Genomic DNA, 26,240 nt, shown 5'->3' with positions numbered 1-26,240 from the left:
GCCGTACGTCCTGTTCACCCGCTCATTCTCTCCCGTGCTTGCACTTTGGCAACAGCGTTGCGAAAGTAGGAGCATGACTGGCACTCCCCTCCGCGTCGGCCTCGTCGGCTACGGCCTCGCGGGCTCCGTGTTCCACGCCCCGCTGATCTCCGCGACCGAGGGCCTCGCGCTCGACACGGTGGTCACCTCGAACCCCGAGCGGCAGCAGCAGGCCCGCGCCGAGTTCCCGGACGTCCGCGTCGCGGCGACACCGGACGAGCTGTTCGAGCGCGCCGCCGAGCTGGACCTGATCGTCGTCGCGTCGCCGAACAGGACGCACGTCCCGCTCGCCACCACCGCGCTGGAGGCGGGTCTGCCGGTCGTCGTCGACAAGCCCGTCGCCGGCACGGCCGCCGAGGCCCGCGAGCTGGCGGCGCTCGCCGAGGAGAGCGGCCTGCTCCTGTCCGTCTTCCAGAACCGCCGCTGGGACAACGACTTCCTCACCCTGCGCAAGCTGGTGTCCGAGGGCACACTCGGCGATGTGTACCGGTTCGAGTCCCGCTTCGAGCGCTGGCGTCCGCAGCTCAAGGGCGGCTGGCGCGAGTCCGGCGACCCCGCGGAGGTCGGCGGTCTGCTCTACGACCTCGGCAGCCACGTCGTCGACCAGGCGCTGGTCCTCTTCGGCCCGGTGGCCTCCGTGTACGCCGAGGTGGACGTCCGCCGCGAGGGCGCGCGCACCGACGACGACACCTTCATCGCCCTCACCCACGCGAACGGCGTCCGCTCCCACCTCTACGTCTCCGCGACCACGGCCCAGCTCGGCCCGCGCTTCCGCGTCCTGGGCTCGAAGGCGGGCTACGTCAAGCACGGCCTCGACCCCCAGGAGGCCGCCCTGCGCGACGGCCTGCGCCCCGGCACCGACGCCGGTGCCGACTGGGGCACCGAGCCGGAGGAGCTGTGGGGCCGCGTCGGTTCCGGGGAGTCCCCGGTGACCGGCGGCGGGCGCCCCGAGCCGACTCTGCCCGGCGACTACCCCGCCTACTACACGGCCGTGGCGAAGGCCCTCCGGGAGGGCGGCCCCCACCCGGTGACCGCGCGCGAGGCCGCCGCCGCCCTGGACGTCCTGGAGGCGGCCCGGCGCTCGGCCGACGAGAAAGTGACGGTGACCCTGTGACCCGGCCCGAACCCACCCCCGGCGAGGAGGAGCCGACCGTGGAAGCACCCGACACGGAAGAGCCGATCACCGAAGAGCCGAGCCTGGAGGAACTGGAGGCGCAGGAACGCCGCCTGGTCTTCCAGCGGTTCAGCCACGAGGACGCCTGGGAACTGGGCTCGTTCCTCGTCGACCTGGCCCGGGTGCGCGACGCCCCCGTCGCCATCGACATCCACCGCGCGGGCCAGCAGCTCTTCCACGCGGCCCTCCCCGGCTCCACCCCCGACAACGACGCCTGGATCGCCCGCAAGCGCCGGGTCGTCGAGCGGTACGGTTCCGCGTCGTACCTGGTGGGCGCCCGGCACCGGGCCAAGGGCACGACGTTCGAGGAGTCCTCGCGCCTGGACCCCGACACCTACGCGGCCCACGGCGGTTCGTTCCCGATCACCGTCGAGGGCGTCGGCGTGATCGGCGCGGTGACCGTCTCGGGCCTCCCCCAACTCCATGACCACCAGCTCGTGGTGGAGGCACTGGAACACTTCCTGGCCGACTAGCCGTCCGGCGGATCATGCCGCAGACGCGGGGTCCGGCACGCACATCTGCCGCGTTGTCGTCACGCCCCCCGTTCGGCTTCGCTCGAGTGGGGGCACCCCCATCGCCCCCGCTCACCGGCGCTGATGAGGGCGCCGTCGCTTTCCTGCGACGTGATCCGCCGGACAGGCCCTGGTACTCCCGCGGCGTCCCGTCGATCTCCGTCCGCCCGAGGAGCCTCGGTGCCCGCAGACGCACCCGAGCGGCCCGCGAAGGGCCTGCGCACCCTGACACCGGAGTACGCGGGTCCCGTCCGGGAAGCCCCCCTCATCGGCGAGCTGGGCGTGGCCCTGCTGACTGTCCTCGGGCACACGAGGTGTGCACCCGAGGACATCGCCGCTTTGTCCGTACGCCTCGTCGTTCAGCCGGACGCGGTTGTCCAGGGGAAAAGGCAGGAAAGCGGCCTGCTGAGACGAGCGGAACACGTCGACGAAAAGGCGCATGGTGACTGTGTGTATTCACCCGGGTGGGTGACGTGAGGGGGCGCTGGGGTGCATGTGCGGGTGACATGAGGAGCGTTCGCACCCAGAAGGATGCGTCCTGGAAGGAGCATCTCGTGTCCCATCGCTCGATACGTACGCTCGTAGTGGGTCTGTGCGCGCTGGCCGCCACCGCCGCGCCGACGGCGCCGGCCCTGGCGCTGGCCGCCCCGACCGGAGGGCAACCGACACCGCACACCGCCGGCCGGGCCCTGCAGGCACGGACCATCGCCGACCTGACCACCACCATGCAGGGCGAGGCCTACGCCCACGCCGCCTACAGCCTCTTCGCCGCCGAGGCCGACCGCCAGGGTCTCCCGGCCGTCGCCCACCTCTTCCGCACCACGGCGCAGACCGAGCTGAACGAACACCTGCACGAGGCGGCCACCCTCCTCGGCATGGTCGGCAGCGACGCCGCCAACCTGCGCCAGGCCATCGACGGCGAGACCTACGAGCACGAGATCATGTACCGCCGCTTCGCCGACCAGGCCCAGCAGGACGGGGACCTGAAGGCCGCGGAGCTCTTCCGCGAGCTCGCCGCGGACGAGGGCCGCCATCGCGACGCCTTCCGCACGGCCCTGACGGCCGTGACCACCGGCCACGGCGCCGTCCCGGCACCGATGAAGGCCGACGTGGTGTCGGTGCCCGCCGGACTGCCGAAGGTGAAGGCCGCCCGCACCAAGGCCAACCTGGACACCGCCCTGCACGGCGAGGCGCTCGCCCACGCCAAGTACATGCTCTTCGCCGCCCACGCCAAGCAGTCCGGCAACGCCGCGCTGGCCCGCCTGTGGGAGGGCACGGCCATGGTCGAACTGCGGGAGCACCTCGCCGGCGAGGCGGTGCTGGCCGGCCTGGTCCGCGCGACGAGGGACAACCTGGACAAGGCCATCACCGGGGAGCGCCACGAGGCGACCATGGTGTACCCGGGGTTCGCCGAGCGGGCCACCGCCGTCGGTGACACCACCGCCGCCCGCTTCTTCCGCGACACCGCCGCGGACGAGGCCCGACACGCCGCCGCCTTCCAGAAGGCGCTCGACCAGCTGCGCTGACCGCCCCACCCCCGGAGGGCCGCACGCATGACGCGAGGCGGTCCGGCCGATGCCTCGCCCAGGCCGGCCGGACCGCCTCCGGCGCGTCACCGCCCGGCGCCGGACCGGCTCGTCGAGAAACGGTCCTGCCAGGCCGCCTTCGCACCCGAGTCACCGATCCGGTACACCTGGATGACCGCGCCGACGGCCACGACCAGGGCGATCACCAGCACCACGACGCGCACCGGAACAGAAGAAGCCGTCCGTGCCACGGCGGACGCCCCGCCCCCGGCGGGACTGCCGGCCTCCCCGCTGCGGTCTCGTTCCCGGCGGAGGCCGCCGCGTCCGAGCAGCCAGACGGCGACCGTCAGCACGAACAGGGCGATCGCCCACGGAGTGAGACCGGACCCCATCTCGGCGTGCTCTTCCACCAGCGCGCTCTCCCGCACCCGTTCCTCCAGCCACTCGCCGGATTCGGTGGTCAGCACCACCAGGGCAAGAGTGACCAGCCCCATGACCGGCAGCACCCAGCTGAGCCTGCGCGCCGCCGAAAACCACAGCGCACAGACCACGAGCGCCAACGCCGTCAACGGGACCAGCACCGCTGCGCCGTGAACGAAGAGGGGATGGCTGGGGAGGCCGTTGATCAGCCCGACATCCACACGGTCTCCTCTCACGAGCAACAAGGGACATTCGCACGAAAATCTATCGTTTCAGCCATTGTGTGAAAGACGTGCCCCCGCGCGAGGTGGGCGGCGCATATGGAGCAGCGCCCGGCCACCCGGCCGGCCCTCATGGGCAGCCGACCGGCCGACGTCCCGGAGCCTCCCGCCCGCCCACACCCGCTCCTCGTCCTGGCGCCCCGGCCCTGACCAGGGTCGGGGCGTGTCACCGGTACAGGACGGCTCGCTCCACCACGCCCCACGCCGTACTGGTGGCGATGTACAGCGCGGCGGCCAGTGGTACCACGGCCACGGTGACCAGGGTGAAGAACGACATGAACGGCATCACCCTGGTCACCGCGCCCATCCCCGGCAGCTGCTCCACCGCGCCGCCCGTCCCCGACGCGCCAAAGCCCCCGGACAGCGCCGCGTTCGCCGCCATCGACCGCTTGGTGAGCCGGTAGCCGAAGAGGGCGACGACCGCGACGACGCCGAACAGTCCCGCGTACACGAGCCCCGGCCCTCCCCACGGGCCCCCGTCGCCCAGCGCGTCGGCCCAGCGTCCGCCCAGCGGCGCGGTGAACAGCTCATGGCCGAGCAGTCCGTTGGGCCGCCCGCCGACCGTGTCGCTCGAGAACAGGTGGTACAGCAGGAAGAACGCCGGCACCTGCAGCAGGCTCGGCAGGCACCCGGACAGCGGCGAGACCCGCTCCCGCGCGTGCAGGTCCCGTACGGCCTTCTGCAGTTTCTCCGGATTCCGACCGTGCTTGCGCCGCAACTCGGCGATCCTCGGCTGGAGTTCGGCCCTGGCCCGCTGGCCGCGCGCTGCGGCCCGGGACAGCGGGTGGACGAGGAGCCGTACGAACGCGGTGAACAGGACGATCGCGGCGGCCGCCGCGGAGAGGCCGAACAACGGCTGGAGCAGGTCGGCCAGTTGCTCGACCAGGCTGGCGAAGACGGACATGGGTGAGCCCTCCGGGGGTCTCGTCGTGCCGGGACGGAAGTACTGAACGGCGGCATGACGACCCGCGCAGGGTCACGCGTGGTGAGGAGAACCTGAACCGGACCCGAGGAGGCCGGTGCCCTACGCGGCGGTCGCCGGGAGGGCGTGCCCGGGTGCTCTGGGCCGGGTGCGCCCCCGGGCGTCGGGGTCGCGTTGCGGCAGGAAGGCGGTACGCCGGTCCCGGTCGCGCAGGGCCGTACGCACCCGGGTGGGCGGCATGGGCGGCGCGCAGCGCGCGAGGACGACGGCGCACACGATGAGCGTGGCGGCGGCCACGGTGGTCGCGGCGAGCGCGACGGTGCCGGAAAGCGCAGACAGGCCGGACAACCCTCCGGCGGCCGGCAGCACGAGCAGGACGACCTGGAGCAGAGGAAGCAGCGGGCGCAGAGGGAGCAGCACGGCGAAGGCCACACGCACGTCCACCCGCCCACGGATCGCTCCACGGACCACTGGTCGCCCCTCCCCTCGTCCCCGCCTCGCGCCGGTCCGGTCCCGGCACCCTCTCAACGTCCGGGGTGGTGCGACGGTTCCCCCTCGGAACGGGCCACCGCGCGACGCCGCCGTCGGCGAGGACGTCCTCGCCCCGGTGAGCGTGTCGTTCGCCGCGCGACCGGTGCGACCGGTGCGGGTACCGCGACGGGGCGGGGTGGCGGTGCGACCGGCGCGCACCGCCCCTCCGGGGGACGCCTCGCGGGACCGGAGGGGCGGGTGCGCGCCGCCGTCACACGGTGAACCGGTGGTTCCCCGAGCCCACCTCGAAGACGGCGAAGCCGTTCTCCGCGCGCACGAAGGTTCCGTGGGTGTGCGCGACGCGGTCGGGGTGATCCGTCGGGATCCACACCTCGGCGGTGGTGTTGGCCGGTACGCCGCACGACAGCCGGAAGCGGCCGGACCGTTGTTCCCAGGCGGTGGACACCGGGCCGTAGAGGGAGGTGAAGGTGGCCCGGGCGGAGGTGACCTCGCCGCCCGGGCGCGGGCGGATGACGATCTGCCGGTAGCCCGCCCGGCCCGGGGCGATGCCGGCGATGTTGGCGTACATCCACTCCCCCACGGAGCCGTAGGCGTAGTGGTTGAAGGAGTTCATGCCCGGGGTCTGGAAGCCGCCGTCGGGCCGGATGGAGTCCCAGCGCTCCCACATGGTGGTGGCTCCCTTGTCCATCTGGAAACCCCAGCTCGGGTAGGTGCGCCGGTGCAGCAGCCGGTAGGCGACCTCGGTGTGGCCGGTGTCGGTGAGGACGGGCAGCAGGAGCGGGGTGCCGAGGAATCCGGTCGACAGGTGCCAGTCCCTGGCTTCGAGGAGGGCGACGAGCCGGTCGGCGGCGGCCTCGCGCAGGGCGTCCGGGACCAGGTGCATGGCCAGGGCGAGGACGTAGGCGGTCTGGGTGTCGCCCTTCACCCGGCCGTCGGCGCTCACGTACGCCGCCCGGAACGCCGTGCGGACGCGTGCGTGGAGGTCGGCGTAGGGGGCGGGGTCCTCCCCCAGTTCCGTCGCGATGCGGGCCGCGAGGTCGGCGCTGTGCGCGAAGTAGGCGGTGGCGATGACGTCCTTGGGCGTCTCGTCGGACACGTTCAGCCAGTCGCCGTATCCCGCGGCCGGGCGCAGCAGGCCGGTGCTGTTCTGCTCCAGGTGACGCAGCCAGGCCCGGACGGACGGCCAGGCGTCCTCGAGGACCTGCCGGTCGCCGTACGTCCGGTACAGGGCCCACGGGACCGTGACCCCCGCGTCCCCCCAGCCCGCGGTGCCCTTGCCGAGGTCGCCGACGGTCGGGGCCACGTCCGTGAACGCGCCGTCGGCGGCCTGTGCGTCGCGCAGGTCGACCAGCCACTTGGTGAGGAAGCGGGCGGACTCCATCGTGTAGGTGGCGGTGGGCGCGAAGACGTTGATGTCGCCGGTCCAGCCCAGTCGTTCGTCGCGGGCCGGTGTGTCGGTGGGGACGGAGAGGAAGTTGCCGCGCTGGCCCCAGGTGATGTTGCGGTGCAGCTGGTCGAGCATCGGCACGTCGGTCTCGAAGGTGAGCGTGAAGGGTGCGGAGGTGTGCATGACCCGCCCGGTGACGGCCGACGCTGACGGTGTGCCGGGGAATCCGGTCACCTCGACGTAGCGGAAGCCGTGGAAGGTGAAGCGCGGCTCGTAGACCTCCGTGCCGGCCCCCTTGAGGATGTACGTGTCCGTCGCCGCGGCCGAGCGCAGGTTGGCGGTGTAGAGGGTGCCGTCGGGGTTGAGGACCTCGCCGTGCCGCAGCCGCACCGCGGTCCCCGCCGCGCCCGACACGCGCAGCCGTACCGAGCCGACCATGTTCTGGCCCAGGTCGAAGAGGAAGACGCCCGGCTCGGGTTCGGTGACCTTCCGGGTGCGGAGTTCCCGCTCGACGCGTACGGGGCCGTCCACCTGCGCGACGATCCGCGGCGGGACGGTGACGTCGGCGCCTGTGTCGGCATCGGTCTTGGCGTCACGCACCGGGAGCCACGTTCCGGCGTCGAATCCGGGCGAGGTCCACCCGGCCGTCTCCCTGCGGGCGTCGTAGGTCTCGCCCGCCAGCAGGTCGGCGGAGACGATCGGCCCCGGGGCCGCACGCCAGTCCGGTCCGGTGGTGACGCGCTCGCTCGTCCCGTCGGCGTACTCGACCTCCAACTGCGCGAGCAGCGCCGGGTGTCTCCCGTACTGGTGCGGTCCGAACCAGCAGATGTTGCCCGCGTACCAGCCGGGGGCGAGGTGGGCGCCGAGGGCGTTGGCTCCCGGGCGGAGCGCGTCGGTGACGTCGTAGGTCTGGTACTGCACGCGCTTGGCGTAGTCGGTCCAGCCGGGGGCCAGCTCATCGCGCCCTACCCGCCTGCCGTTGAGGTGGGCCTCGTACACGCCGAGGGCCGTGGCGTACAGGCGGGCGCGGGCGACCTTCTTGCGCGGCAGCCTGAACTCGTGGCGGAGCTGGTGGGCCGCGAACAGCACCGGCTCGATCTCGCCCCACGGCCCGGCGCCCCAGGCGGCGGCCGCCTTGGCGGCCTGCCAGCCGGTGTCGTCGAAGTCCTGTCCGCGCCAGCCGTCGGCCGGTTCCCGGTCGGTGGTCTTCCAGGCGCCGTCGGTGAGGATCCTGCGCTCGCCGGAGGCCGTGGTGAGGGCGAGCACGCCGATGAGGCCGGCGGGGCCGACCGTGCGGTTGGTCGCGGAGACGGCCAGGACGTTCGTGCCGGAGCGTAGGTGCGCGAGGACGTCGATGACGTCCGGGCGGCGCCATCTCGACTCGTCCTGGTCCGTGGCGGTGCTCGCCACCTCGGTGCCGTTGACGGAGGCGACGTAGAGGTCGTCCGCACTGAGCACCAGCGTGGCCGCGGTGACCGCGTCCGGGAGGTCGACGGAGAGGCGGAACCACCGGGTCTCAGCCGGGACGCTCTGCGTCGGTTCGCCCTCGGGGAACCAGATCCACGAACTGCCCTCCAGGGAGGGCGCTTCCGTGAGGGAGGCCGGAGCGGATATCCACCGCGCGGACCACTCGGCCTCGTCCATCAGGCCGGTCTCCCACCAGGCCGGCGCGCTCCACGGCGAGACGGCTCCCTCGGCGTCCCAGACGCGCACCGACCAGTGGTAGCGCGTACGCGGCTCGAGCCGGGGTCCGTCGTAGGGGACGAGGACGGACTCGGCCGAGGCGACCTTGCCGCTGTCCCACACGTCCGGACGGGACAGGCGGGCGGCGCTCGACGCGACGCGCACCTGGTAGGCGCTCTGCCGCTGCCCCGCGGCGGCCGCGGTCAACGGCCAGCTCAGGCGCGGCCGGGCCACGTCCAGCCCCAGGGGGTGGCGCACGTACTCGACGGTCGGGGACGCCACGCGTAACACGCTTCCCCCCTTGCCCGCAGCGGAGGACGCGGCCACCGCCGGCGCCGCTCCCGTGGCCACGACGCCCGCCGTGGCCACGGCGCCCGCGAGGATGTTCCTTCTACTGATCACAGCGGCTCCATAGAGGGAGAGAGGGTGAGTCGTAGAGGATCAATCGATGATGAATCGATTCATGCGAACGTAAAGGAGGCGCGAGACACTCGTCAATAAGCCTGCACGGCCTTTCCCTACACCCGTCGAGTAAACGATGGAAGCGCTACAGGAGGCCCTATCCGGCCAGGGGAAGAAGAATTGAACCCTTTCAAAACGATCAAAGAAGTGGCGGCGTGACCTCCCGAAGCGGAACGGGCACCGGCCCCGCGCTCCTCCGCACCACGCCTTGCGTACAGGAGTCCTGGTCCCCCCTCGGGAAGGTCGCCGACCTGCGGCGGTCTCTTCTCCGTCACCCGTCGGCAGTACGGTGTCACCCATGCGCCCCGACACGCCCGCCGAAAACGTCGACCACACCGCCGAAGCGGCCCGCCTGGAGCGGACCGCCGGTCTGTATCCCGAGGACGCCGAAAGCCTGCTGCTGCGGGCCGCCGCCCATCTGGAACTCTCCGGCGACCGCTTTGCCGCGGCCGCCCTCTACGACCGCCTGCTGGCCTCCGGCACCGGGGAGGCGGGGCTGGAGAACCCGCACCTGGTCCGCGCCCTGAAGGCCTCGAACCTGTGGGAGTACGGCCACGAGGCGGAGGCCCGCGCGATCATCGACGGCATCCGCACCGCGGCCCCGCGCGACCCCGCCCCCTGGGTGGTCGTCGCGGAGTCCCTGGAGACGCACGACGAACTCGAGGCGGCGCACGAGACGTTGACGGAGGCGGTCCGCCTCCTGCTGACCGACGTCCCGGAGCCCCCGGCCCCCACCCACCCGCTCCTCTTCGGCCGCCACCGGGTCCGCCGCATGCTGGGCGTCCCGCACGACGAGTGGGACGCCCTCGCCGACACCGTCCACAGCCTGCCCGTCACCCTGGACGAACTCCACGACCCGAAGCGCGTCTGGTCCCTGGGCTCGGAGAACCCGGCGGAGCTGGAGGCGGAGATCTCCCGCCTCCGCGCGGAACTGGGCGCCTACCGCACTGCCCTGTCCCGACCCTTCCCGGTGGCGATCCTGCACTGGCCGGCCCCGGAACTGGCCGAGCTCCTTCAGGCGTACCCCTCCCTCACCGCCGAGTACCCCTCCCACCAGGAGCACCTGGCCACGATAGAGACGGCCCTGCGCGAACTCGCCGCCTCCGGCACCCTCAACCTGGGCGTCGTCACCGGCACCGTCCCCTCCTACGAGGCCTTCGCCGCCTCCGAGGCCACCACCCCCGACGACACCGGCCTCCTCCCCCAGTACGCCACCACCCTGGCCGCCCGCGGCCGGGCCGTACCCTGGCCCCCGCAGCGGTCGGCCCCCTGCTGGTGCGGCTCGGACCACCCGTACGGGGATTGCCACGGCGCCTGACCGACGACCGGCCGGGACACCCCCCTGCCCCACCCCACGGAGAACCCGACGACCGTCACGAGAAGGACCGCTCGGGCCGGGTGTTTCCGGCGGGATGCACAAGAGCCGGTGAAACGACGGTCCCGAGAGCCACGTCGGGCCGTCCGTGAGGAAACCGGACAACGAAACGCCACCGTGACCGTCGGCGGAAACAGGAGCCGCCCCATCGGGTACGAGGGCCAGACAGTGGTGCAGCTTCACGGCGTCCACGACGGGGACGGCGACTTCCGCACGGGCCAGGTGGTCCAGTATGGCAGGCGTGGGAGACAGTGCAGGGGCAGGCACGGTCCCGCTCGGTTCTCATGGGTCTCGACAACCACATGATCACCGGCATCGCGCCTGCACTGCCATCCACCCCGGCCGGGACATGACGCCACGTCACGGGTGAGGCGCTCGAACCGGACCGATCCACTTCACGCAAAGACTTTGGGGCAAGGAGCGAGAGACAGCGGAATCGTCTTCACCACGCCGAGTGGACGGCCTCTCGACCCTGCCAACCTCACCCGCCGCTTCCGCAGCTTCCTCGATCGGGCCGGACTCCGACGCATCCGCTTCCACGACCTCCGCCACTCGACCGCCACCCTGCTCCTGGAACAGGGCGTCAAACTCGTCGTGATCAAGGAGCTATTGGGTCACGCCCACATCGACGTCACCGCCGACGTCTACGCCCACGTACGGCTCCGCCTCCAACGCCAAGCCATCAATACCCTGGGCGATGCTCTCGGTCCGGACAACGACGCCCCTGAAGACCCACCCACCGCACCGGTCGTCCGCTGACGTTGCTGTCACCGTTGCCGTCAGACTGCAGAAAAGCCTCACCCACAGACAGTGGGCGAGGCTTTTTTCAGTCGCTAACCGGAGGTTGAACCCTAGTCCGATCTGGGGGCTGAAGGGGGCCGTCAGGAGTCACTCCTCTTCGAGGAGACCGATCTCTTCCGGCAGGTTCAGCATCGACCTCTTTCGAACCGGATCGCTCTCCAGCTCGGAGACCTCGACGATGATCGCGGCCAACGCCCGGCGGTCATCCTCTGAGAGCTCCTTGAACAGCGCGGCAGCCGGTTCGATGATGTCCGTAGCGATGTCCGGATCAATGTCGTCATCGTCGGCCAGGTCGATGGACACGGCCACACTTGAGAAGGCACGCGCCAGGACGTGGGCGAGTTCCATTAGGGGACAATCCTCACTCTGATGTTGGTGATTAGGAGATCGCCGAGTAGCTTGCGAGCCCGTCTAGCTTCTGTAGCGTTGGGCACTTCCCACCTGCCTGAGTACCCATTTTGCTCCAGTGCCTGGGACTGATTGAGGGCTTGCTGGTACGTCTTGTTGCGATGCGTCACGCTGAGCTTTCGGTCGATCAGCACGCCGTTCGTAGAGTCGAAGCCATCGAACTTGACCTGCGCCAGCTTGCTACCGTTCGGCTTGTAGTACTGCAACGCCGGTGCAACGCCAGGCCTCGACCCCATTGCGCCGCTGTCGTAAGCCTGGGCCTGGGGGCTCATGTGAGCGTTCTCCGGAACCCAGTGAACTTCACTATCGCAATTATGTACGAGAATGGGAGCGGCGCCCGCCAGCACATAGTACGTGTGCAGCATGCTGACGGTGAGGTTGTGGACCGTGGCGTCCAGTGCCGTCCGGCGCTCGACCGCCGTGATCTGGACCAGGGTGCCGGCGCTGGTGCGCAGCCACTGGCCGGACTTCAGGTCGGTGGCGTCGATCCAGTCGTCGAGTTCGGGGACCCAGAAGGGGTGTTTGTCGGTCGCGGTGACCTCGGCGGTCTTCGAACCCTTCTTGCCGTCGGTGTCGATGGTGACCTTGACCAGGTGCTTGACGCCCTTGCCGAGGATCTCGGCGGTGACTGTCTGCGCCGTTGTCTCGCCGGTCTCCGGATCGGTCGCCAGGACCTTGTCGCCGGCCTTGACGTCCTTGATCGCCTTGGTGGTGCCGTCGGCCATCAGGACCTTGGTGTCCGGGGTGAAGCTGTTGTCGTCCTTCGTGCAGCCGCCGCCCCCTCCACCCGAGCTCCCGCCCGAGTCCTCCTTGCCCGACCCGTTCCGGGACCCGCCGGACTTGTTCTCGACTTTGCCGCCGCCCACAGACCCCTTGGACTGGGCCGTGGTGCGGGCCTGGACCTGGACCGGGTTGCCCCGGGCGCCCTTGGAACCGGTGTGGGACTTCTTCTTGGCCGCCTCGGCGGCGCGTTTCGCGGCTTCCCTGGACTTTCGTTTGGCCTCCGCCGCGGCCGCCTCCGCCGCCTTCTTCGCCTTGACCAGCGCCGCCCTGGCCGCCTTGGCCTACTTCATGCCGATCTCGGCTGCCTTCTTCGCGGTGCGCCAGGCTTCGACCGCGCGCTTCGTCGCCTTGAAGGCCCCCCACATCTTCTTGCCCTTGGAGAAGAAGCTGGTCGCTGGGACGGCGTCTATCAGGAGGCTTCCGCAGGCCCACAGGTCGCCCTGGGTGAAGCAGCCGACCACGTCGTTCCAGCCGACGAACTCCTTGAACACGGCCCAGCCGGTCGCGAGGATCACGTCGCCGATGGAGCGGTTCAGGGTCTTCTGGTACTCGGCGATCTTCGCGTCCAGCGCCGCGATCGAGGCGTCGAAGCTGGAGGCCGAGGACGTCAGACCCGACGGGTCCGCGTGTGTGACCGGGTTGTTGTTCGCGTACGAGTAGCCGTTGGCCTGGAGCGGATCGCTGTCGTCCAGGACCGGGTCCGCCGAGATGAAGCGGCCCGTTGCCGGGTCGTACTCGCGGGCGCCCAGGTGGGTCAGGCCCGTCTCCGCGTCGTCGTCACCCGTGTGGAAGCCGGTGTGCGTGCGCATGAGCATGCTCACCGCGCGGTCCTCGCCCCACGGGTCCCTCTTCTGCACCCGGACCTGCATCCCGCCGTCCAGGCGGACCTCCGCCAGCGGGGTGCCGTTGAGGTCGGTCGCCTGGGCGAACAGGTGCTCACTGACGCCGGCCGTGTTGTTGGCGCCCTCGCGGAACCGGGTCACCGACGGGCCGCCGATGCCGGCGTACGTGCGCTCGACGTAGCGGGCCTTGCCGGCCGTGGTCAGCGAGACCTTGGTGTCGGGGAGGTTCAGGACCGCGCCGGCGCTCGTGCGTTCCAGCAGACGGTTGCCCATCGCGTCGTAGACGTACGTCGTCTTCGACGCGGGCTTCCAGATCTGGCCGGCGACGGTGGAGTTGCAGGCCGCCAGCGTGAGGTCGGTGCCGACCGTCGACGCCGGGGCCGCCAGGCACAGGTTCGTCGAGGTGCCCGTGACGTACTTGACCTGACCGGTGCTCAGGGTCTGCCAGCGCTGTGTCGCCGCGGCCTTGTCACACGCCTGGATCAGGACGGCCGAACCCGCGGTGGCGCCGCTCGGCTGGAGGCACTGCCCGCCCACGACGAGCTGGCCGATCGTCGCGTCCTCGACCGTGCCGTTGTCGTCGGTGTCGGTGGCCTTGAGGCGGAACTGCTGCGACTTGTTGCCGTTGCACACGTAGATCTGGATGGCGGTGCCGGCCGTCGTGGACCCGCCCGACAGGTCCATGCAGAGGCCGCCGACCCCGGTCCAGGCGCCGGAGCCGTCGGTGCCGAAGCCGGTGACGGACTCGACCTTGCCGTCCCAGGTCCAGGTCATCGTCTGGGCCGTGTCGCCGCCGGTGGAGCGCGACTCCATCTGGCCCGCGGCGTCGTAGGTCTGCGTCGAACGGGTGGTGACCGTGGCGTTCGTCGCCGTCTTCGACGTCGTGGTGTACGAGGTCAGCGTGTGCGGCTGGTCGTTCTTCTCGGTCTCGCCGGTGCCGTAGAGGTAGTCGCTGACGACGTCGCCCTTGGTGTCCCGCACCCCGGAGGTGAAGGTCGGGTCGGCCTTGTGCACCGTCTTCCTGGTGCGGTTGCCGAGCGCGTCGTAGTCGTACGACTGCCAGTACCCGCTGTTGGCGGACGAGACGTTGACCTTGCCGTCGGAGTACACCGGCTCGGCGGTGGTCTTGCCGGAGGCCGTGCAGGCGCTGCCGCCCGGCGTCGTCCACGCCTCCTTCAGCTGGCCGAGCACGTCGTACGTGAAGCACTGCTGGTCGGTGACCGAGCCCATCCTGTCCGCGACGGACAGGACGTTGCCCGACGGGTCGTAGGCGTAGGAGCGCTTGCTGACCTCGCTGCCGGGGACGACGGTCTGGTCGGTGGCGTTCTCCCGGACGAGCCTGCCGGTCAGCAGCTCACCGGTGGACTCGTCGAAGGTGTTCTCCTGCCACAGCCGGTGGCCCTGCTCGCCGGTGGTGGAGCGGAGCACCTGGCCGTAGGGCGAGTACGCGGCCTCGGCGGCGTACCAGTCCTTGCCGGAGACCGAGACCGGCAGACCGGCCCTGTTGTAGCGGGTGATCACGTCCTCGGCGTCGAGGCCGCCGGCCGCGGGGGTCGTGTACGTCTCCAGCTGGCCGTCGGAGTTGTACTTGTACGTGTACTTGTACTGGGTGGCGAAGCCGTCGGCGGTCAGGCCCGCGGTGGAACCGGGCGGCAGCGCCGTGGTCATGTCCGTGGGCTGGTAGTCGGCCGTGTAGCCGCCGATCGTGGTGGTGTACGCCTTGCCGTCGGTGTAGCGGGTCGCCGAGGAGAGCAGGCCCTTGCCGCCGGTCGCGCCGTCGTAGGCGTAGGTCTGCGCGAGGGTGGAGGACGTGGTCCCCTTCGGGGTGACCTTGACCTGCTCGACGCGGTTCAGGCGGTCGTAGGTGTAGGAGACGGCCTGGCCGCGGGCGTCGGTCGCCTTGGCCACGCGGCCGTAGGCGTCGTAGTCGGTGCGGGTCGCCCCGGTGTCCGGGTCGGTGGTGTCGGTGACCCGGCCCAGCGCGTCGTACGTCCAGGTCCGCGTGTTGCCGACGTCGTCGGTGCTGGTCACCATGTCGCCGCGGAGGTCGTACTCGTACGTCGTGCTGATCGCGCCGGCCTCGGACAGGGCGGTGTCGCTGAAGGTGTCCTGGCGGGTCGTGCGGCCCAGCGCGTCGGTCCACACCCGGGAGGCGGGCGTGCCCTTGGGCTGGCGGATCACCGTGTGGTCGAGTCCGTACTCGTAGCGGGTGCGGCGGTCGGTGGTGGTCACCTTCTTGCCGCCGTTGTCGAACGACTGGCCCGTCTGCGGGTAGGAACGGTGCACCGGCGTGACCGTGAGCACGCGGCCCAGACCGTCGTACGTGTACGAGGTCGCGTTGGGGACCAGTGACTCGGAGGCGGGGACGACCAGTTCGGTGCCCGGGTCCTTCTCCATGTAGTACGCGTTGCGCGTGTAGCGCACCTGGCCGGCACCGTTGTGGAGCGTGTCGGTGATCAGCCGGCCGCCGCCGACCGCCGGGGTCTGGGTCTGCCGTTCACGGCCGAGGCCGTCGTAGATCGTGGTGGAGGACTCGTACGTCCCGTCGCCGGCGGCGGTGCTCGGGTTGTCGGAGAGCGACCGCACCACCACCGACACCGGCTTCTTCAAGTCGATGTTGTACGCGTACGTGACCGTCGGGTCGTCGGTGGCGGACTGGGTGGCGTCCCAGGCGGCCACGGCGCGGCCGAGCGGGTCGTACTCGTAGGACTCGACGCGGTTGTTGGCGTCGGTCGACTTGACGGTGACCCCGCGGCCGGGCTCCACGAGCAGGGTGTCCTTGAAGCCCGGGACCTCGGCGCCGTCGACGACCTTGTTGCCGGTGATCGTCTCGATCTTGTAGACCTGACCGCCGGCCGGCGTGTACGTCGTGGTGTTGTACACGCCGGTCGGGTCGGTGACCTTGGTGACGCGGCCGGTGGAGTCGTACTCGGTGCGCGACTCGGGGTGGGCGGTCTCCCAGTCGGTGCCGGCGCCGTTCGGTGTCTCCGTCTTCGTCACCAGGCCCTTGGTGGGCGTGGCGGTGGAGGAGGTCGCGCCGTCGTAGTACATGCGCGAGGCGCTGACCAGCTTCGAGCCCGTGGCGCTGGACAGATCGGTGGAGCAGGTGCTGGTCCCGGTGGTGGTGACGGTCCGGGCGACCAGGCCGACCAGGTGGTTCGTGCCGGACGTGTTGTTTACGTACGAGGTGGCGGTGCACGACTCGTCGCCGGAGACGGCCGTGTCGCCGTGGTCCTTGACCTTCGTGGGCAGGCCGTACGTGGCGTCGTACTCGGTCTCGGAGGTCACCGTGCGCAGGTACGAGCCGTCCGGGCCCTTGACCGAGGCCTTGGAGATGGTCGACGTCCTGCCGAGCGTGACCCGCTCGGAGGTCACGTCCGGGCCGTCGGTGCGGTCGCGGGTGGCCAGGCGGACCGGGGGGTCGGGGATGTTGACCGTGCGGGCGACCCAGCCGGTGGCGGTGTCGGCCGACGCGTCGGGGTAGGTGAGCGACTCGGCGACCATGCCGGCGTACGCCTTGCGGTCGGTGGCCAGGGTCGCGCCGGTGATGTCGGTCGTCACGACGGAGCGTTTGACGTCGTCGGACGACTTCTCCGGGGTGTCGTCGGCGAGGACGTCGTCGTCCATGCCCCGGAAGTAGCGGGTGACGGACTTGGAGGCGGCGCTGCCGCCCACGGCGTCCGTGGTGCCGGTGGTCGTGGTGACGACCGGGTAGCCGCGGAAGTCGTCCCAGGTGCGCTGCTTGGGGCGGGAGAACTCCGACTGGCTCTTGGCCCAGAGCGCGCCGTCGACGGCGTCGCCGTCGGTGGCGTAGTCGTACGTCGTCACGATGTCCTGCGCGTCGGCGAGGCGCGGGAACTCGGTGATCCTGTCGACGACGTGCTTGTGGAACCAGGAGATCCGTTTGTCCTCCAGCTCGCCGTCGGCGTGCCAGTGCACCGGGTAGCAGAGGGAGCGGTTCCTGTCGGGCGTCGGCCGGGCGGCGCCGGTGAGGCACTTGCCCTCGGGCGCCTTGTAGTCGACGTGGGTGCGGCCGCCGTACTCGGAGACGACGTCCTGGATGCGCAGCCGCGCGAACAGCGGGTTGGTGTCGGAGGAGCCGTTCTTGACCCGGTTGGGCAGTGCGTTCTCGTTGTGGCCGAAGGAGACCGGGTTCAGGCGGGCGGTGGAGCCGTCCACGGCGTAGCCGGTGCGGGTGATGGCCTCCAGCCAGAGCGCCGTGTACTCACCCGTCAGGTTCCACGGGAAGGACTGCTTCAGGCTCCAGGAGTCGACCTTCGACAGCAAGGTGGTGGTGGCCGCGTCGCCGTCCAGGCCGCAGGCGTTGCGCCGGCCGGTCTCGTTGCCGTCGGCGTCGACTCTGTACTCGGTCAGCCGCACGCCCTGCTCGCGCTGGGTGCAGACGTCGACCGAGGCGAGCCGTTTGCGGGACCAGAAGGTCGGGGCGTACGTGGTGCACTTGCCGCTGGTCGCGCAGGCGAGGTCGGCGGGGGTGTCGAACCAGGGGCGGGTGCGGTGGGACTGCTTGGAGTCGAAGTTGCTGTTCGAGCAGGCCACGTCGAGGGCGGGGTCGTCGAAGCAGCGCTCGCGGGCGTTGAACTTCACCCGGCCGAGGGGCTCCTCGGAGAAGAGGGTCGTGGCGCGCTGGCCGTAGTCGATGTGGGAGAGGTAGCCGCCGCGGTCGTACGGGGCGGCCGGCTTCTCCTTCATGTTGCGCGCGTAGGAGTTCCTCTCCTTCTCCCACCACAGCGACATCGCGTTGCCGGAGGTGTCGACGACGTAGTCGAGCTGGAAGCGCCAGCCCTGGTCGCAGAAGGAGTCCGCGAACTTCGCGGCGTGGCAGGGGTCCTCGGAGTGGTTGCCGGCGACCGGCACGTTCAGTACCGACCCGGTCTCGGGCTTGCCGGAGGACCAGCCCGGGAGGCGGTTCAGGCCGAAGTGGTACTGGGTGCCGTCGTCGGTGGTGATCCGCCAGAACTCGCCGTCGTCGTCGCCGTTGCCGGAGCTGTGGCCGATGTCCGAGGCCGCGACGCCCGTCGCGTCGGCGATGACCTTCTTGTAGTCGGCGGCGGTCAGCAGCTCGACGCGCATGTTCTCGCCGCGCGCGCCCTTCCACTGCTTGGTGGTGTCGTCGCGCACCAGCTCGGTGGTGGTCCCGTTCAGGGAGAGCACCGCGTTGTACGAGCCCCAGCACTGGTCGCCGGTGAAGTGCTTGGCGTTGTTGGCGTTCGCGGTGTCGGCGGCACAGCCGACGAAGGTGCGGGTGATGGAGCCGGGGTTGTAGTCCCAGCCCTCGCCGACCCAGGAGACCTGGTTGTTGGTGGAGGACGTACGGCCGTCCGAGGTCTGCGAGTTGTAGCTGAGGGTGACGTTGGGCGTCGGGCCGGCCGGGACCTGCGGGGCGGCCATCGTGTAGGAGTAGCTGAAGGCGCCGGAGGAGCCTCCCGCCGTCCAGGAGCCGGCCGAGACGATCGGGCTCGCGGAGAAGTCGCCGGCGGCGCCCGCGCCGTAGGAGCTGCCGACGAGGAGGCCGCCGCCGGAGGAGCCGGCGGTCTGCCGTACGGCGCCGGACGCGCCCTTGCGCGAGACGGCGGAGTCGACGCTGCCGGCGCCCTTGCCCACCGCGGTGTCCGCGGTGGACTGCATGGTGACCGGCTGCAGGTCGGCGGTGTCGAGGGTGATGTTGACCAGGGTTTCGGGGACGTCGACGGTGGTGTCGGTGTCGCCCACCACCTCGTCGGGCGCTTCGTCCTCGCCGGTGTCCGTCTCGGAGCCCGAGGAGTCGCCGGCGTCCACCGGCACGGTCACGGTGTCGCCGGTGCGCTCGACCTCGGTGGTCACCGGGACGCCGGTGGAGCACTCCTCCAGGTCGGGGGTGGTCGCGTAGCAGGACGGCATCAGGGTGAAGGAGAGCCGGTCGAGCCACTGGGCGCTGTAACTCTCGGCGAGCTTGGTCGCGTCGATGGAGACGACCGCGTCACCGGCCGCGGTGTCGGGCGCGTCGACCGCGAGCAGGAAACCCTGGGCGCCGCTCGCGACCACGTCCGCCTCGGGCGCGGCGGCGACGCTCCACTGGCCTTCGAGGGCGTCGGCCTCGGCGGAGGTGGCTCCCTTGGGGGCACCGACACCGATGGACATCGTGCCGTCGGCCGACTTCGCGACCTCGGTCGTGCCGCCCGCGGTGAGGTCGTCGACGGTCTTGGTGCCGGAGGCCTCGGGCACCTCGGCGACCGCGGCCGGCTCGTACGCCTTCTGCGGGTCGGTCGCGGCGGAGCCGGAGAGTTCCTCGAGCTTGTCGGTCTGTTCCTCGTCGAGGGGAACGGGGTCCGTCTTCTGCAGGTCCTCCAGCTCGACCGCCGTACGGGGGGTGTCGGGGCCGAACGCGAAGGCACCGGGCAGCAGGGTGACGTTGAGGGCGAGGACCAGCCCGGCGATGACACCGGCCCGCGTTCTGCGGCGGATCAGGCGCTCACGCGGTGATCGCGTCAGCGAACCCCGGCCGCACCAGGACAGCCCCTTATGCACGGCCAAGTCGGCCCTTCCCCCCGTGACGGACCATCAAGCAGCTTGGGATTGATGGCAGTTGGTGAACATCGATTTACAGGTTGAGCACGAACATAAAGACGTCGTGAAGATCCACGTCAAGACTCACCGAACCCGTGTTAGCTATGTCACTCACCAAAGTCAGACAAACAAGATCAAAAATCTTCACCGATCGCATCCGCGGCGCCACCCGGCGGTCAAACCCAACGCCTTTGCGATCGAAGGGTGTTGATCTGATGTGGAGGAACTGTTCATACTCCAACCGCCCGATCCGACGCGTAGCGCGCTCGCCACGGCTTGTCACCAGGACATGAGGGCACACCGGAAGAGCCGTACCGCCGCAGCGCGGTCCAGCCTGTTGTGGAGAAGGGCCCCTTGAGCGACCTCGACACCGCCATGGAACCGATTCCCCCTGGCCGGCGGCGCGTTCGACGCGCCGTGGCCGCGGCTGTGGCGCTGGCCGTGCTGGCCGGCGGCGGCGCGCTGTTCGCGCTGCGGGACGACGGTGACACCGCCGCCGACGCCCGGTCCGAACAGGCCGAGCGGGCCGCGCGGGCCGCGCGACCGGTCGGCGAGGACGAGGCCCAGCACCGGGCGCGCGCGAGCGGCAAGCGGGTCGAAGTCGCCGCGTCGGCCGACGAGTTCTCGACCACCTACGCGAATCCTGACGGAACTTTCACCTACACGGTCTCCGTCGCACCGCTGCGCGCCAGGAACGCACAGGGCGAATGGGCGCCGGTCGACACCTCTCTGCGCAAGGGCGACAAGGGCTGGCACACTGTCAACAGCCCTTATCCGGTCACTTTTTCAGCCGGTGGAAACGGGAAGAGCGGCGCCCGCAAGGCGTCGGCCCGCCGATCCGGTGCAGCCGTGCGGCCGGCGGTCTTCCGCACCGGAACCACCTCCGCCGAACAGATCGACGACACCGCCGGGACCTCCTGGATCCCACTGCTGACGATGACCGCAGAGGACCACGAGATCGAGTTCGAGTGGCCGGGCGAGCTGCCCGAACCGGTGGTCGAGGGCAACCGCGCGCTGTACGAGGGCGTCCTGCCCGGCGTGGACCTGATGCTGTCCGCCCGGGACACCGGCTTCACCCACGTCCTGGTCGTCCACACGCCCGAGGCCGCGGAGCGGCTCGTCGCCGACCCGCCGCGCTACCGCGTCACCTCCCCCGACCTCTCCTTCGTCCTCGACCCCGGCACCCATGTGCTGACGGCGAAGGACGGCTCGGGCAACGAGATCGCCGTCTCCCCGACGCCCTTCCTGTGGGACTCCGCCGGGACGCACACCACCGAGCCCGCGGCGACCGACGCCGAAGCCGAGGCCGCGACCGGCACCAACGAGGGCCCCGAGGCCGTCGAGAAGGCCCCCGAGCGCGAGGACCCCGACGACGTACCGGCCGACGAGGTCCCGAACGAGAGACCGGACGAGAACCCCGCCGAGAACCCGGGCGGGGCCGGGGCCGACGCCGACCCCGTCGCCCACGGCGGCGTACGGGCCTCCGCCTCCGGCGCCTTCGCCCTGCCCGCCGTGAACGGCCCCGGCGAGGGCGCCCACGCCGCCACGGCCGCCGCCGGGTTCGGCGACGACGTGCTGACGATCACCCCGCCGAGCAGCTACCTCGCGGACACCGACGACCTGACCTACCCGCTCTTCCTCGACCCCTCCACCACCGGTATCCGCGCCAACTGGACCACGGTCTACAAGCGGTACCCCAGCTCCAGCTTCTACGACGGCGCGAACTACAACGAGGACACCAAGGAGGCCCGCGTCGGCTTCGAGCGGGAGACCTGGGGCACGGCCCGCTCCTTCTTCCGCATGAAGCTGAAGAAGGCCATCTCGGGCGCGGACGTCTCCAGCGCCACCCTCAAGGTCCTGGAGACCCACTCCTGGTCGTGCAGCAAGCGCACGGTGCAGCTGTGGGGCACGGGCGACTTCACCTCCAAGACCACCTGGAACCGCCAGCCGTCCTGGAAGCGGAAGATCACCTCGAAGTCCTTCGCCTACGGCTGGAAGTCCAACAGCGCCTGCCCGGACGCCTACGTCAACTTCACCGTCACCTCGCTGCTCCAGGACGCCGCCGACGACGGCGTGACCAGCTTCAACCTGGGCCTGGTGGCCTCCACCTCGTCCTCCGCCCCGACCGGTTCCGCCAGCAGCCTGGAGACGGACACCTACTCCTGGAAGAAGTTCAAGGCCGAGGGCAGCGGCTCCCCCACGCTGACCGTCACCTACAACCGGAAGCCGAACCGGCCGACCTCCGTCACCATGAGCCCCGGCTCCTGCGACACCTCCGCCTCGCCGTACATCAAGATCGGCAAGGCGGACACCATCACCATCAGCGGCAAGGCGACCGACCCCGACAGCGACCTGGCCAAGCTGGAGTTCGAGCTCTGGCAGACCGGCAAGTCCGAGACGAAGAAGACCTTCACCAAGGCGGTGGACGACGGTGAGGTCGGCGGGGTCTCGATCAAGTCGCACCTGACCAACGGGATCACCTACTCGTGGCGCGTACGGGCCTGGGACGCCAAGGCCAGCAGCGGCTGGGCGCCCACCGGCGGGGACGGCGTGTGCCGCTTCACCTACGACACCGCTCTGCCCGACTCCCCCGGGGAAGTCGTCTCCCCCGACTTCCCCGGTGACAACGACGGCGACGGCGTACCCGGCGTCTGGTCCGTCAAGCCCTTCGGCAACTCCGGCAGCTTCACCTTCGAGGTCGGCTCGTCCTCCGAGACCGACATCGTGAAGTTCGTCTGGTCCATCAACTCCACCAACTACGCCGGCTACGCCTGCGCCGGCGGCTCCCAGGGCACCTCGGGCGGTCTCACCAAGTCCTGCACGACGGCCGTCAAGAAGGCCACCATCACCGGCATCAAGCCCCCGGCCGCCGGGCCCAACACCCTGTACGTCAAGTCCGTCGACGCGGCGGGCAACATATCCCCCAATCCGCGCAAGTACTTCTTCTACGTCACACCGCGCACGGCCGCCGACGGCCCCGGCGACCTCAACGGTGACGGCGGAGCCGACTTCGGCAACGTGACCGAGGCCGGAAACCTCTGGATCAACTCGATGTCGCAGAAGGGCACCTGGCTGTCCAACGCCTACGGCACCCACGACAAGGGCACTCTGCTCAGCGGCCGCCGCACCGCCCCGCACATCTGGGACGGCACCGGCACCTACTCCCTCATCACGCACAACGGCGACTTCCTCAACGGCGACGGCATCACCGACTGGGTGGTCCGCACGTCCGAGGGACGCCTGTTCATCTACCCGGGCGACGGCTACGGCGCGATCGACGTCACCAGGCGCGTCGAGGTACGCCTCCCGGCGAACGCCCCCGCCCCCTCCACCTTCTCGGAGATCAAGTCGGCGGGCGACATCACCGGGGACGGCCGGCCGGAGTTGTTCGTGGCCGGCGGAGCGGCCGGCAACGAGCTGTGGATCCTCAGCGGCTACAGCGGTGGCGCGTTCAGCAAGGCGGCCAAGATGACCTCCTCCGCCTGGGGCGACAAGGAGCGGGACTTCGTGGCGATCGCCGACTACAACGGCGACGGGGCGGCCGATCTGACGTACCGCACCGCGGCGGGCAACATCCAGCTCCGCAAGGGCATCCTGGACAGCGACGGCAAGGGCACGGTCCTCGCCAGCCTGGGCACGTCCGCCGCGAGCCTGGACGGCGACCGCGTCTACGCCTCCAGCACCTGGACCTACGCCGCGTATCCCCTGGTCTACGGCAGCCCCGACGTCACCGGCGACGGCATCCCCGACGTCTTCGCCACCAACGCCGCCGGCGACCTCCAGCTCCACACCGGCACCCGCACCGCCCTCGGCAGCGCGTCCACCCTCCGGTCGGGCTCCTGGGCCACGGTCAAGCGCATGGGCTGACCCGCTGCCCGCTTCCCTCCGGAGCCCCCTTCCCCGCCCTCTCCCGGGCGGGGAAGGGGGCTCCTCCGGTCCGTCCACCGCTTCGGGCGTCCCGCCCACGGCACGAGAAAATCCCGGCCGGCCCTGAAGCCTCCGGACCGGGACTCGGTGGAGTCGCCTTCGGGACTCGAACCCGAGCCCTCCGCCTGACGAGGGCCCGCGAGATCACCCCGGGCGGTGTCGGACGATGCCGCCGAATCCCGTTTCCGCTGATCAGAGGGATACGGCCTCGATCACCATGACGCCTGCTCCCCATGCCGGTGAGGCTAGTGCTGGAGCTTCGAGGTGAGCTTCGCCTGCATCTTCTGGGTCGCCTGGTGCAGGGCTTGGGTGAGTGCCGTCTCGGACGGGGTGCGGGGGTCCTCGCGGGTGAAGCAGAGGCGCGCCTGCGGCCCGGAGATGGTGATGGCGATGGGCGGGTATCCCTGCGGGGTGGGGAGGGTCTGCGCGAGTGCCGCGATGCCGGGCTGGGTCTCCTCGACGTTGCGCGCGTAGCCGCGCCGCCTGACGTTCTCCAGTTCGGCCTCGAGGGCCGTGCGGGTCGGGGTGGTGGTCTTCACCGCCTGCGGGAGGGGTTCGTTCGGGTAGATCCGGCGGAGCTGCTCGGTGGTGAGGGTGGCGAGGAGGGCCCGTCCGCAGGCCGAGGTGTGCGCGGGGAGGATCGTTCCCGCGCGGGCTTCGATGCGCATGTGGTGCTGTGAGGCGATGCCGTAGATGTAGCGCACCGCCTGCCCTTCGAGGACCGCGAACTCCACGGTCTCGCCGGTGGCCGCCTGCAGCTCGAGCAGGTCGTCCTGGATGAGGTGGGTGAAGTCCGTGTCGGCGTGGGCGGGGCGGGCGCTGGTCATGGCCGGGCCGAGGCGGTAGCCGGGACCGTCGAGTGAGCGCCGCATGAAGCCGTTCGCCTCGAGGGTGGCCAGCAGCCGGTGGGCGACGGAGGTTCCCACACCCAGTTCGTCGGCGGCGCGGGCGAGGGTGACGACCGGCTCCCGCTGCGCCAGTGCGAGGAGTCGAAGCGCCCTGTCCACAGTTTGAAGAGTGTTCACGCCCTGATGTTCCCACATACAGGGAATGATTGACTAGCCACTCCCTGATAGTGGATTCTCTCGATATCCGCAGGCGAACGCAGACTCGAACGAGTGGCTTTGCGTGACGCGGACTCCTGGGCGCGAGACCACCCCCTTGCCTGCCCGTGGCGTAAGTGACCGTTGAGGCGTGAACCGCCGGTCGGCTCGTGTGACGTGCCGCGCAGTGAGGACACCGAGGAGAGTGAAGCAATGAGAGTCAGTGGACTCGACGGGCAGGCCGAAGCGACCCAGCCGGACACGGCACCAAAGGGCCCGGAGGCCGGGAGCGGGACACCCACCGCCCGGCGCGCGGTCGTCAGCGGCGCGCTGGGTTCCGCACTGGAGTGGTTCGACTTCTCCGTGTACGGCGCGCTGTCGGCCACGGTGTTCCCCCAGCTGTTCTTCCCCGACCTCGCGCCGGGCACCGCGCTGCTGGCGTCGTTCGCGACCTTCGGGGTCGGGCTGGTGGCACGGCCCCTGGGCGGCCTCGTGTTCGGCATGCTGGGCGACCGGCTCGGCCGCCGGAACGTCCTCATGTTCACGCTGCTGCTCATGGGCGCGGCGTCGGTGCTGATCGGTCTGCTGCCGACCTACGCCACGGTGGGAATGGTGGCCCCGCTCGCGCTGGTGACACTGCGGTTCCTGCAGGGCTTCGCCCTGGGGGGCGAGCACACCGGGTCGCAGCTCATGGTGATGGAGCACTCGGCGAGCCGGCGCCGCGGTCTCGCGGGTGCCCTGATGTCGGTGGGATCGCCGATCAGCCAGGTGCTCGCCACCCTCACCCTGACCGGACTCGCCGCGTGGCTCACCGAGGACCAGTTCACCGGCTGGGGCTGGCGGATCCCCTTCCTGCTGAGCGTGGCGCTCATCGCCGTCGGCTACTACATCCGGCACCGCGTCGAGGAGACCCCGGCCTTCCTCGCCAACGAGGGCAAGAGCGAGCAGCCGGCGCGCGGGCTGCTGAAGCAGCACCGGAAGACCGTGATGCTGCTGGTGCTCGCGTGGGCCGCGCCGGGAGCGCTGTACTACATCACCGTCACCTTCGCCATCAGCTACCTCACGGGCCAGCTCGGCTTCGACAAGAGCTCCACCTTCGGGTTGATGGTCGTCGCGAACACGATCTCCATCGGGGCCAGCCTGCTCGGCGGCTGGTCCAGCGACCGGATCGGCCGCAAGCGCGTCCTCTACACGGGTCTCGCCGTGCTGCTGGCCTTCCTCGTCCCGTTCTTCCTGATCCTCGACACGGGCAACTGGTGGATGGCCGCGCTCACCATCACGGGTGCGCTGTGCGGTGTGCAGTTCATGACCGGATGCCAGGGGGCCTTCTACGCCGAGGCGCTGCCGACCCCCGTCCGGTACACCGGATCGGCCCTCGGACTCACCGGCGGAAACATGCTGTTCGCCGCACCGGCGCCCCTGCTCGCGACGTGGCTGATGCAGATCTCGGACAACGGAACCCTGCTGATCACCGCCTACGGCCTGCTCACGATCCTGATCTCCACCGTGGCGATCCGCCTGCTCCCGGACCGCACCGGCCGGCGACTCGAGGCGTGACGGGGACCGCACCCTGTCGTACGCGCCCCCACCTACGTCCCC

At 70.6% G+C, this 26,240-nt stretch carries 14 protein-coding genes and 1 pseudogene; 7 read left to right on the top strand and 8 right to left on the bottom strand.

What is annotated here, in order from left to right; all coding sequences use genetic code 11:
- The first annotated feature begins 73 nt into the window (after nucleotides 1–73).
- The 3 genes from ACTWJ9_RS21150 to ACTWJ9_RS21140 all read left to right on the top strand — a co-directional run bounded on the left by ACTWJ9_RS21150 (nucleotide 74) and on the right by ACTWJ9_RS21140 (nucleotide 3,251).
- A complete protein-coding gene (locus tag ACTWJ9_RS21150; protein ID WP_387039982.1) occupies nucleotides 74–1,153 on the top strand; it encodes a Gfo/Idh/MocA family oxidoreductase in 1,080 nt (359 codons plus the stop codon).
- 38 nt (nucleotides 1,154–1,191) lie between these two features.
- A complete protein-coding gene (locus ACTWJ9_RS21145; protein WP_387039986.1) occupies nucleotides 1,192–1,686 on the top strand; it encodes a heme-degrading domain-containing protein in 495 nt (164 codons plus the stop codon).
- A 593-nt stretch (nucleotides 1,687–2,279) separates the two neighbouring features.
- On the top strand, nucleotides 2,280–3,251 hold the full coding sequence (locus tag ACTWJ9_RS21140) for a ferritin family protein (RefSeq protein ID WP_279335809.1): 972 nt from the start codon (nucleotides 2,280–2,282) through the stop codon (nucleotides 3,249–3,251).
- Nucleotides 3,252–3,337: 86 nt separating this feature from the next.
- Here the strand turns inward: ACTWJ9_RS21140 and ACTWJ9_RS21135 are convergent, their stop codons facing one another.
- The 4 genes from ACTWJ9_RS21135 to ACTWJ9_RS21120 all read right to left on the bottom strand — a co-directional run bounded on the left by ACTWJ9_RS21135 (nucleotide 3,338) and on the right by ACTWJ9_RS21120 (nucleotide 8,838).
- Nucleotides 3,338–3,892, bottom strand: a complete 555-nt coding sequence (locus ACTWJ9_RS21135) for a DUF2231 domain-containing protein (RefSeq protein ID WP_279335808.1) — start codon at nucleotides 3,890–3,892, stop codon at nucleotides 3,338–3,340.
- Between the two features lie 226 nt (nucleotides 3,893–4,118).
- Complete coding sequence (locus tag ACTWJ9_RS21130; protein WP_279335807.1) at nucleotides 4,119–4,856, bottom strand: YidC/Oxa1 family membrane protein insertase; 738 nt, start codon at nucleotides 4,854–4,856, stop codon at nucleotides 4,119–4,121.
- Between the two features lie 120 nt (nucleotides 4,857–4,976).
- Nucleotides 4,977–5,318 (bottom strand): DUF6412 domain-containing protein, encoded by a 342-nt coding sequence (locus ACTWJ9_RS21125; RefSeq protein ID WP_443294606.1) that lies wholly within the window; start codon nucleotides 5,316–5,318, stop codon nucleotides 4,977–4,979.
- A gap of 298 nt (nucleotides 5,319–5,616) precedes the next feature.
- Nucleotides 5,617–8,838, bottom strand: coding sequence for an alpha-L-rhamnosidase (locus tag ACTWJ9_RS21120; protein WP_443294605.1), 3,222 nt, complete (start codon nucleotides 8,836–8,838; stop codon nucleotides 5,617–5,619).
- Nucleotides 8,839–9,196: 358 nt separating this feature from the next.
- On the opposite strand from ACTWJ9_RS21120, the gene ACTWJ9_RS21115 reads away from it, so the two are divergent.
- Both ACTWJ9_RS21115 and ACTWJ9_RS21110 read left to right on the top strand, forming a co-directional pair.
- On the top strand, nucleotides 9,197–10,216 hold the full coding sequence (locus ACTWJ9_RS21115; RefSeq protein ID WP_443294604.1) for an SEC-C domain-containing protein: 1,020 nt from the start codon (nucleotides 9,197–9,199) through the stop codon (nucleotides 10,214–10,216).
- 468 nt (nucleotides 10,217–10,684) lie between these two features.
- Nucleotides 10,685–11,032 (top strand): annotated as a pseudogene (locus ACTWJ9_RS21110) (tyrosine-type recombinase/integrase); the annotation flags it as partial.
- A gap of 129 nt (nucleotides 11,033–11,161) precedes the next feature.
- Here the strand turns inward: ACTWJ9_RS21110 and ACTWJ9_RS21105 are convergent.
- The 3 genes from ACTWJ9_RS21105 to ACTWJ9_RS21095 form a co-directional block, all read right to left on the bottom strand.
- Nucleotides 11,162–11,377, bottom strand: coding sequence for a hypothetical protein (locus tag ACTWJ9_RS21105; protein ID WP_279335803.1), 216 nt, complete (start codon nucleotides 11,375–11,377; stop codon nucleotides 11,162–11,164).
- Nucleotides 11,378–11,421: 44 nt separating this feature from the next.
- Nucleotides 11,422–12,348 carry a Hint domain-containing protein gene (locus ACTWJ9_RS21100; protein ID WP_443294603.1) on the bottom strand — a complete coding sequence of 309 codons (927 nt, stop codon included), beginning with the start codon at nucleotides 12,346–12,348 and terminating at the stop codon, nucleotides 11,422–11,424.
- A 198-nt stretch (nucleotides 12,349–12,546) separates the two neighbouring features.
- Entirely contained in the window at nucleotides 12,547–19,632 is a 7,086-nt protein-coding gene (locus tag ACTWJ9_RS21095; protein ID WP_443295908.1) for a ricin-type beta-trefoil lectin domain protein, read from the bottom strand.
- 393 nt (nucleotides 19,633–20,025) lie between these two features.
- Between ACTWJ9_RS21095 and ACTWJ9_RS21090 the strand changes: the two genes are divergently transcribed.
- On the top strand, nucleotides 20,026–23,538 hold the full coding sequence (locus ACTWJ9_RS21090; protein WP_443294602.1) for an FG-GAP-like repeat-containing protein: 3,513 nt from the start codon (nucleotides 20,026–20,028) through the stop codon (nucleotides 23,536–23,538).
- A 305-nt stretch (nucleotides 23,539–23,843) separates the two neighbouring features.
- Here ACTWJ9_RS21090 and ACTWJ9_RS21085 read toward each other — a convergent pair whose 3' ends face one another.
- Nucleotides 23,844–24,623, bottom strand: coding sequence for an IclR family transcriptional regulator (locus tag ACTWJ9_RS21085; RefSeq protein WP_279335799.1), 780 nt, complete (start codon nucleotides 24,621–24,623; stop codon nucleotides 23,844–23,846).
- Nucleotides 24,624–24,854: 231 nt separating this feature from the next.
- Here ACTWJ9_RS21085 and ACTWJ9_RS21080 point away from each other — a divergent pair, with 231 nt between their 5' ends.
- On the top strand, nucleotides 24,855–26,198 hold the full coding sequence (locus ACTWJ9_RS21080; protein WP_387041365.1) for an MFS transporter: 1,344 nt from the start codon (nucleotides 24,855–24,857) through the stop codon (nucleotides 26,196–26,198).
- Nucleotides 26,199–26,240: the final 42 nt, after the last annotated feature.

The organism is Streptomyces sp. GDS52, assembly GCF_052246875.1.
In the GTDB taxonomy this organism is placed as follows: Bacteria; Actinomycetota; Actinomycetes; order Streptomycetales; family Streptomycetaceae; genus Streptomyces; species Streptomyces cathayae.
This window is presented reverse-complemented; position numbering and strand designations above follow the sequence as displayed.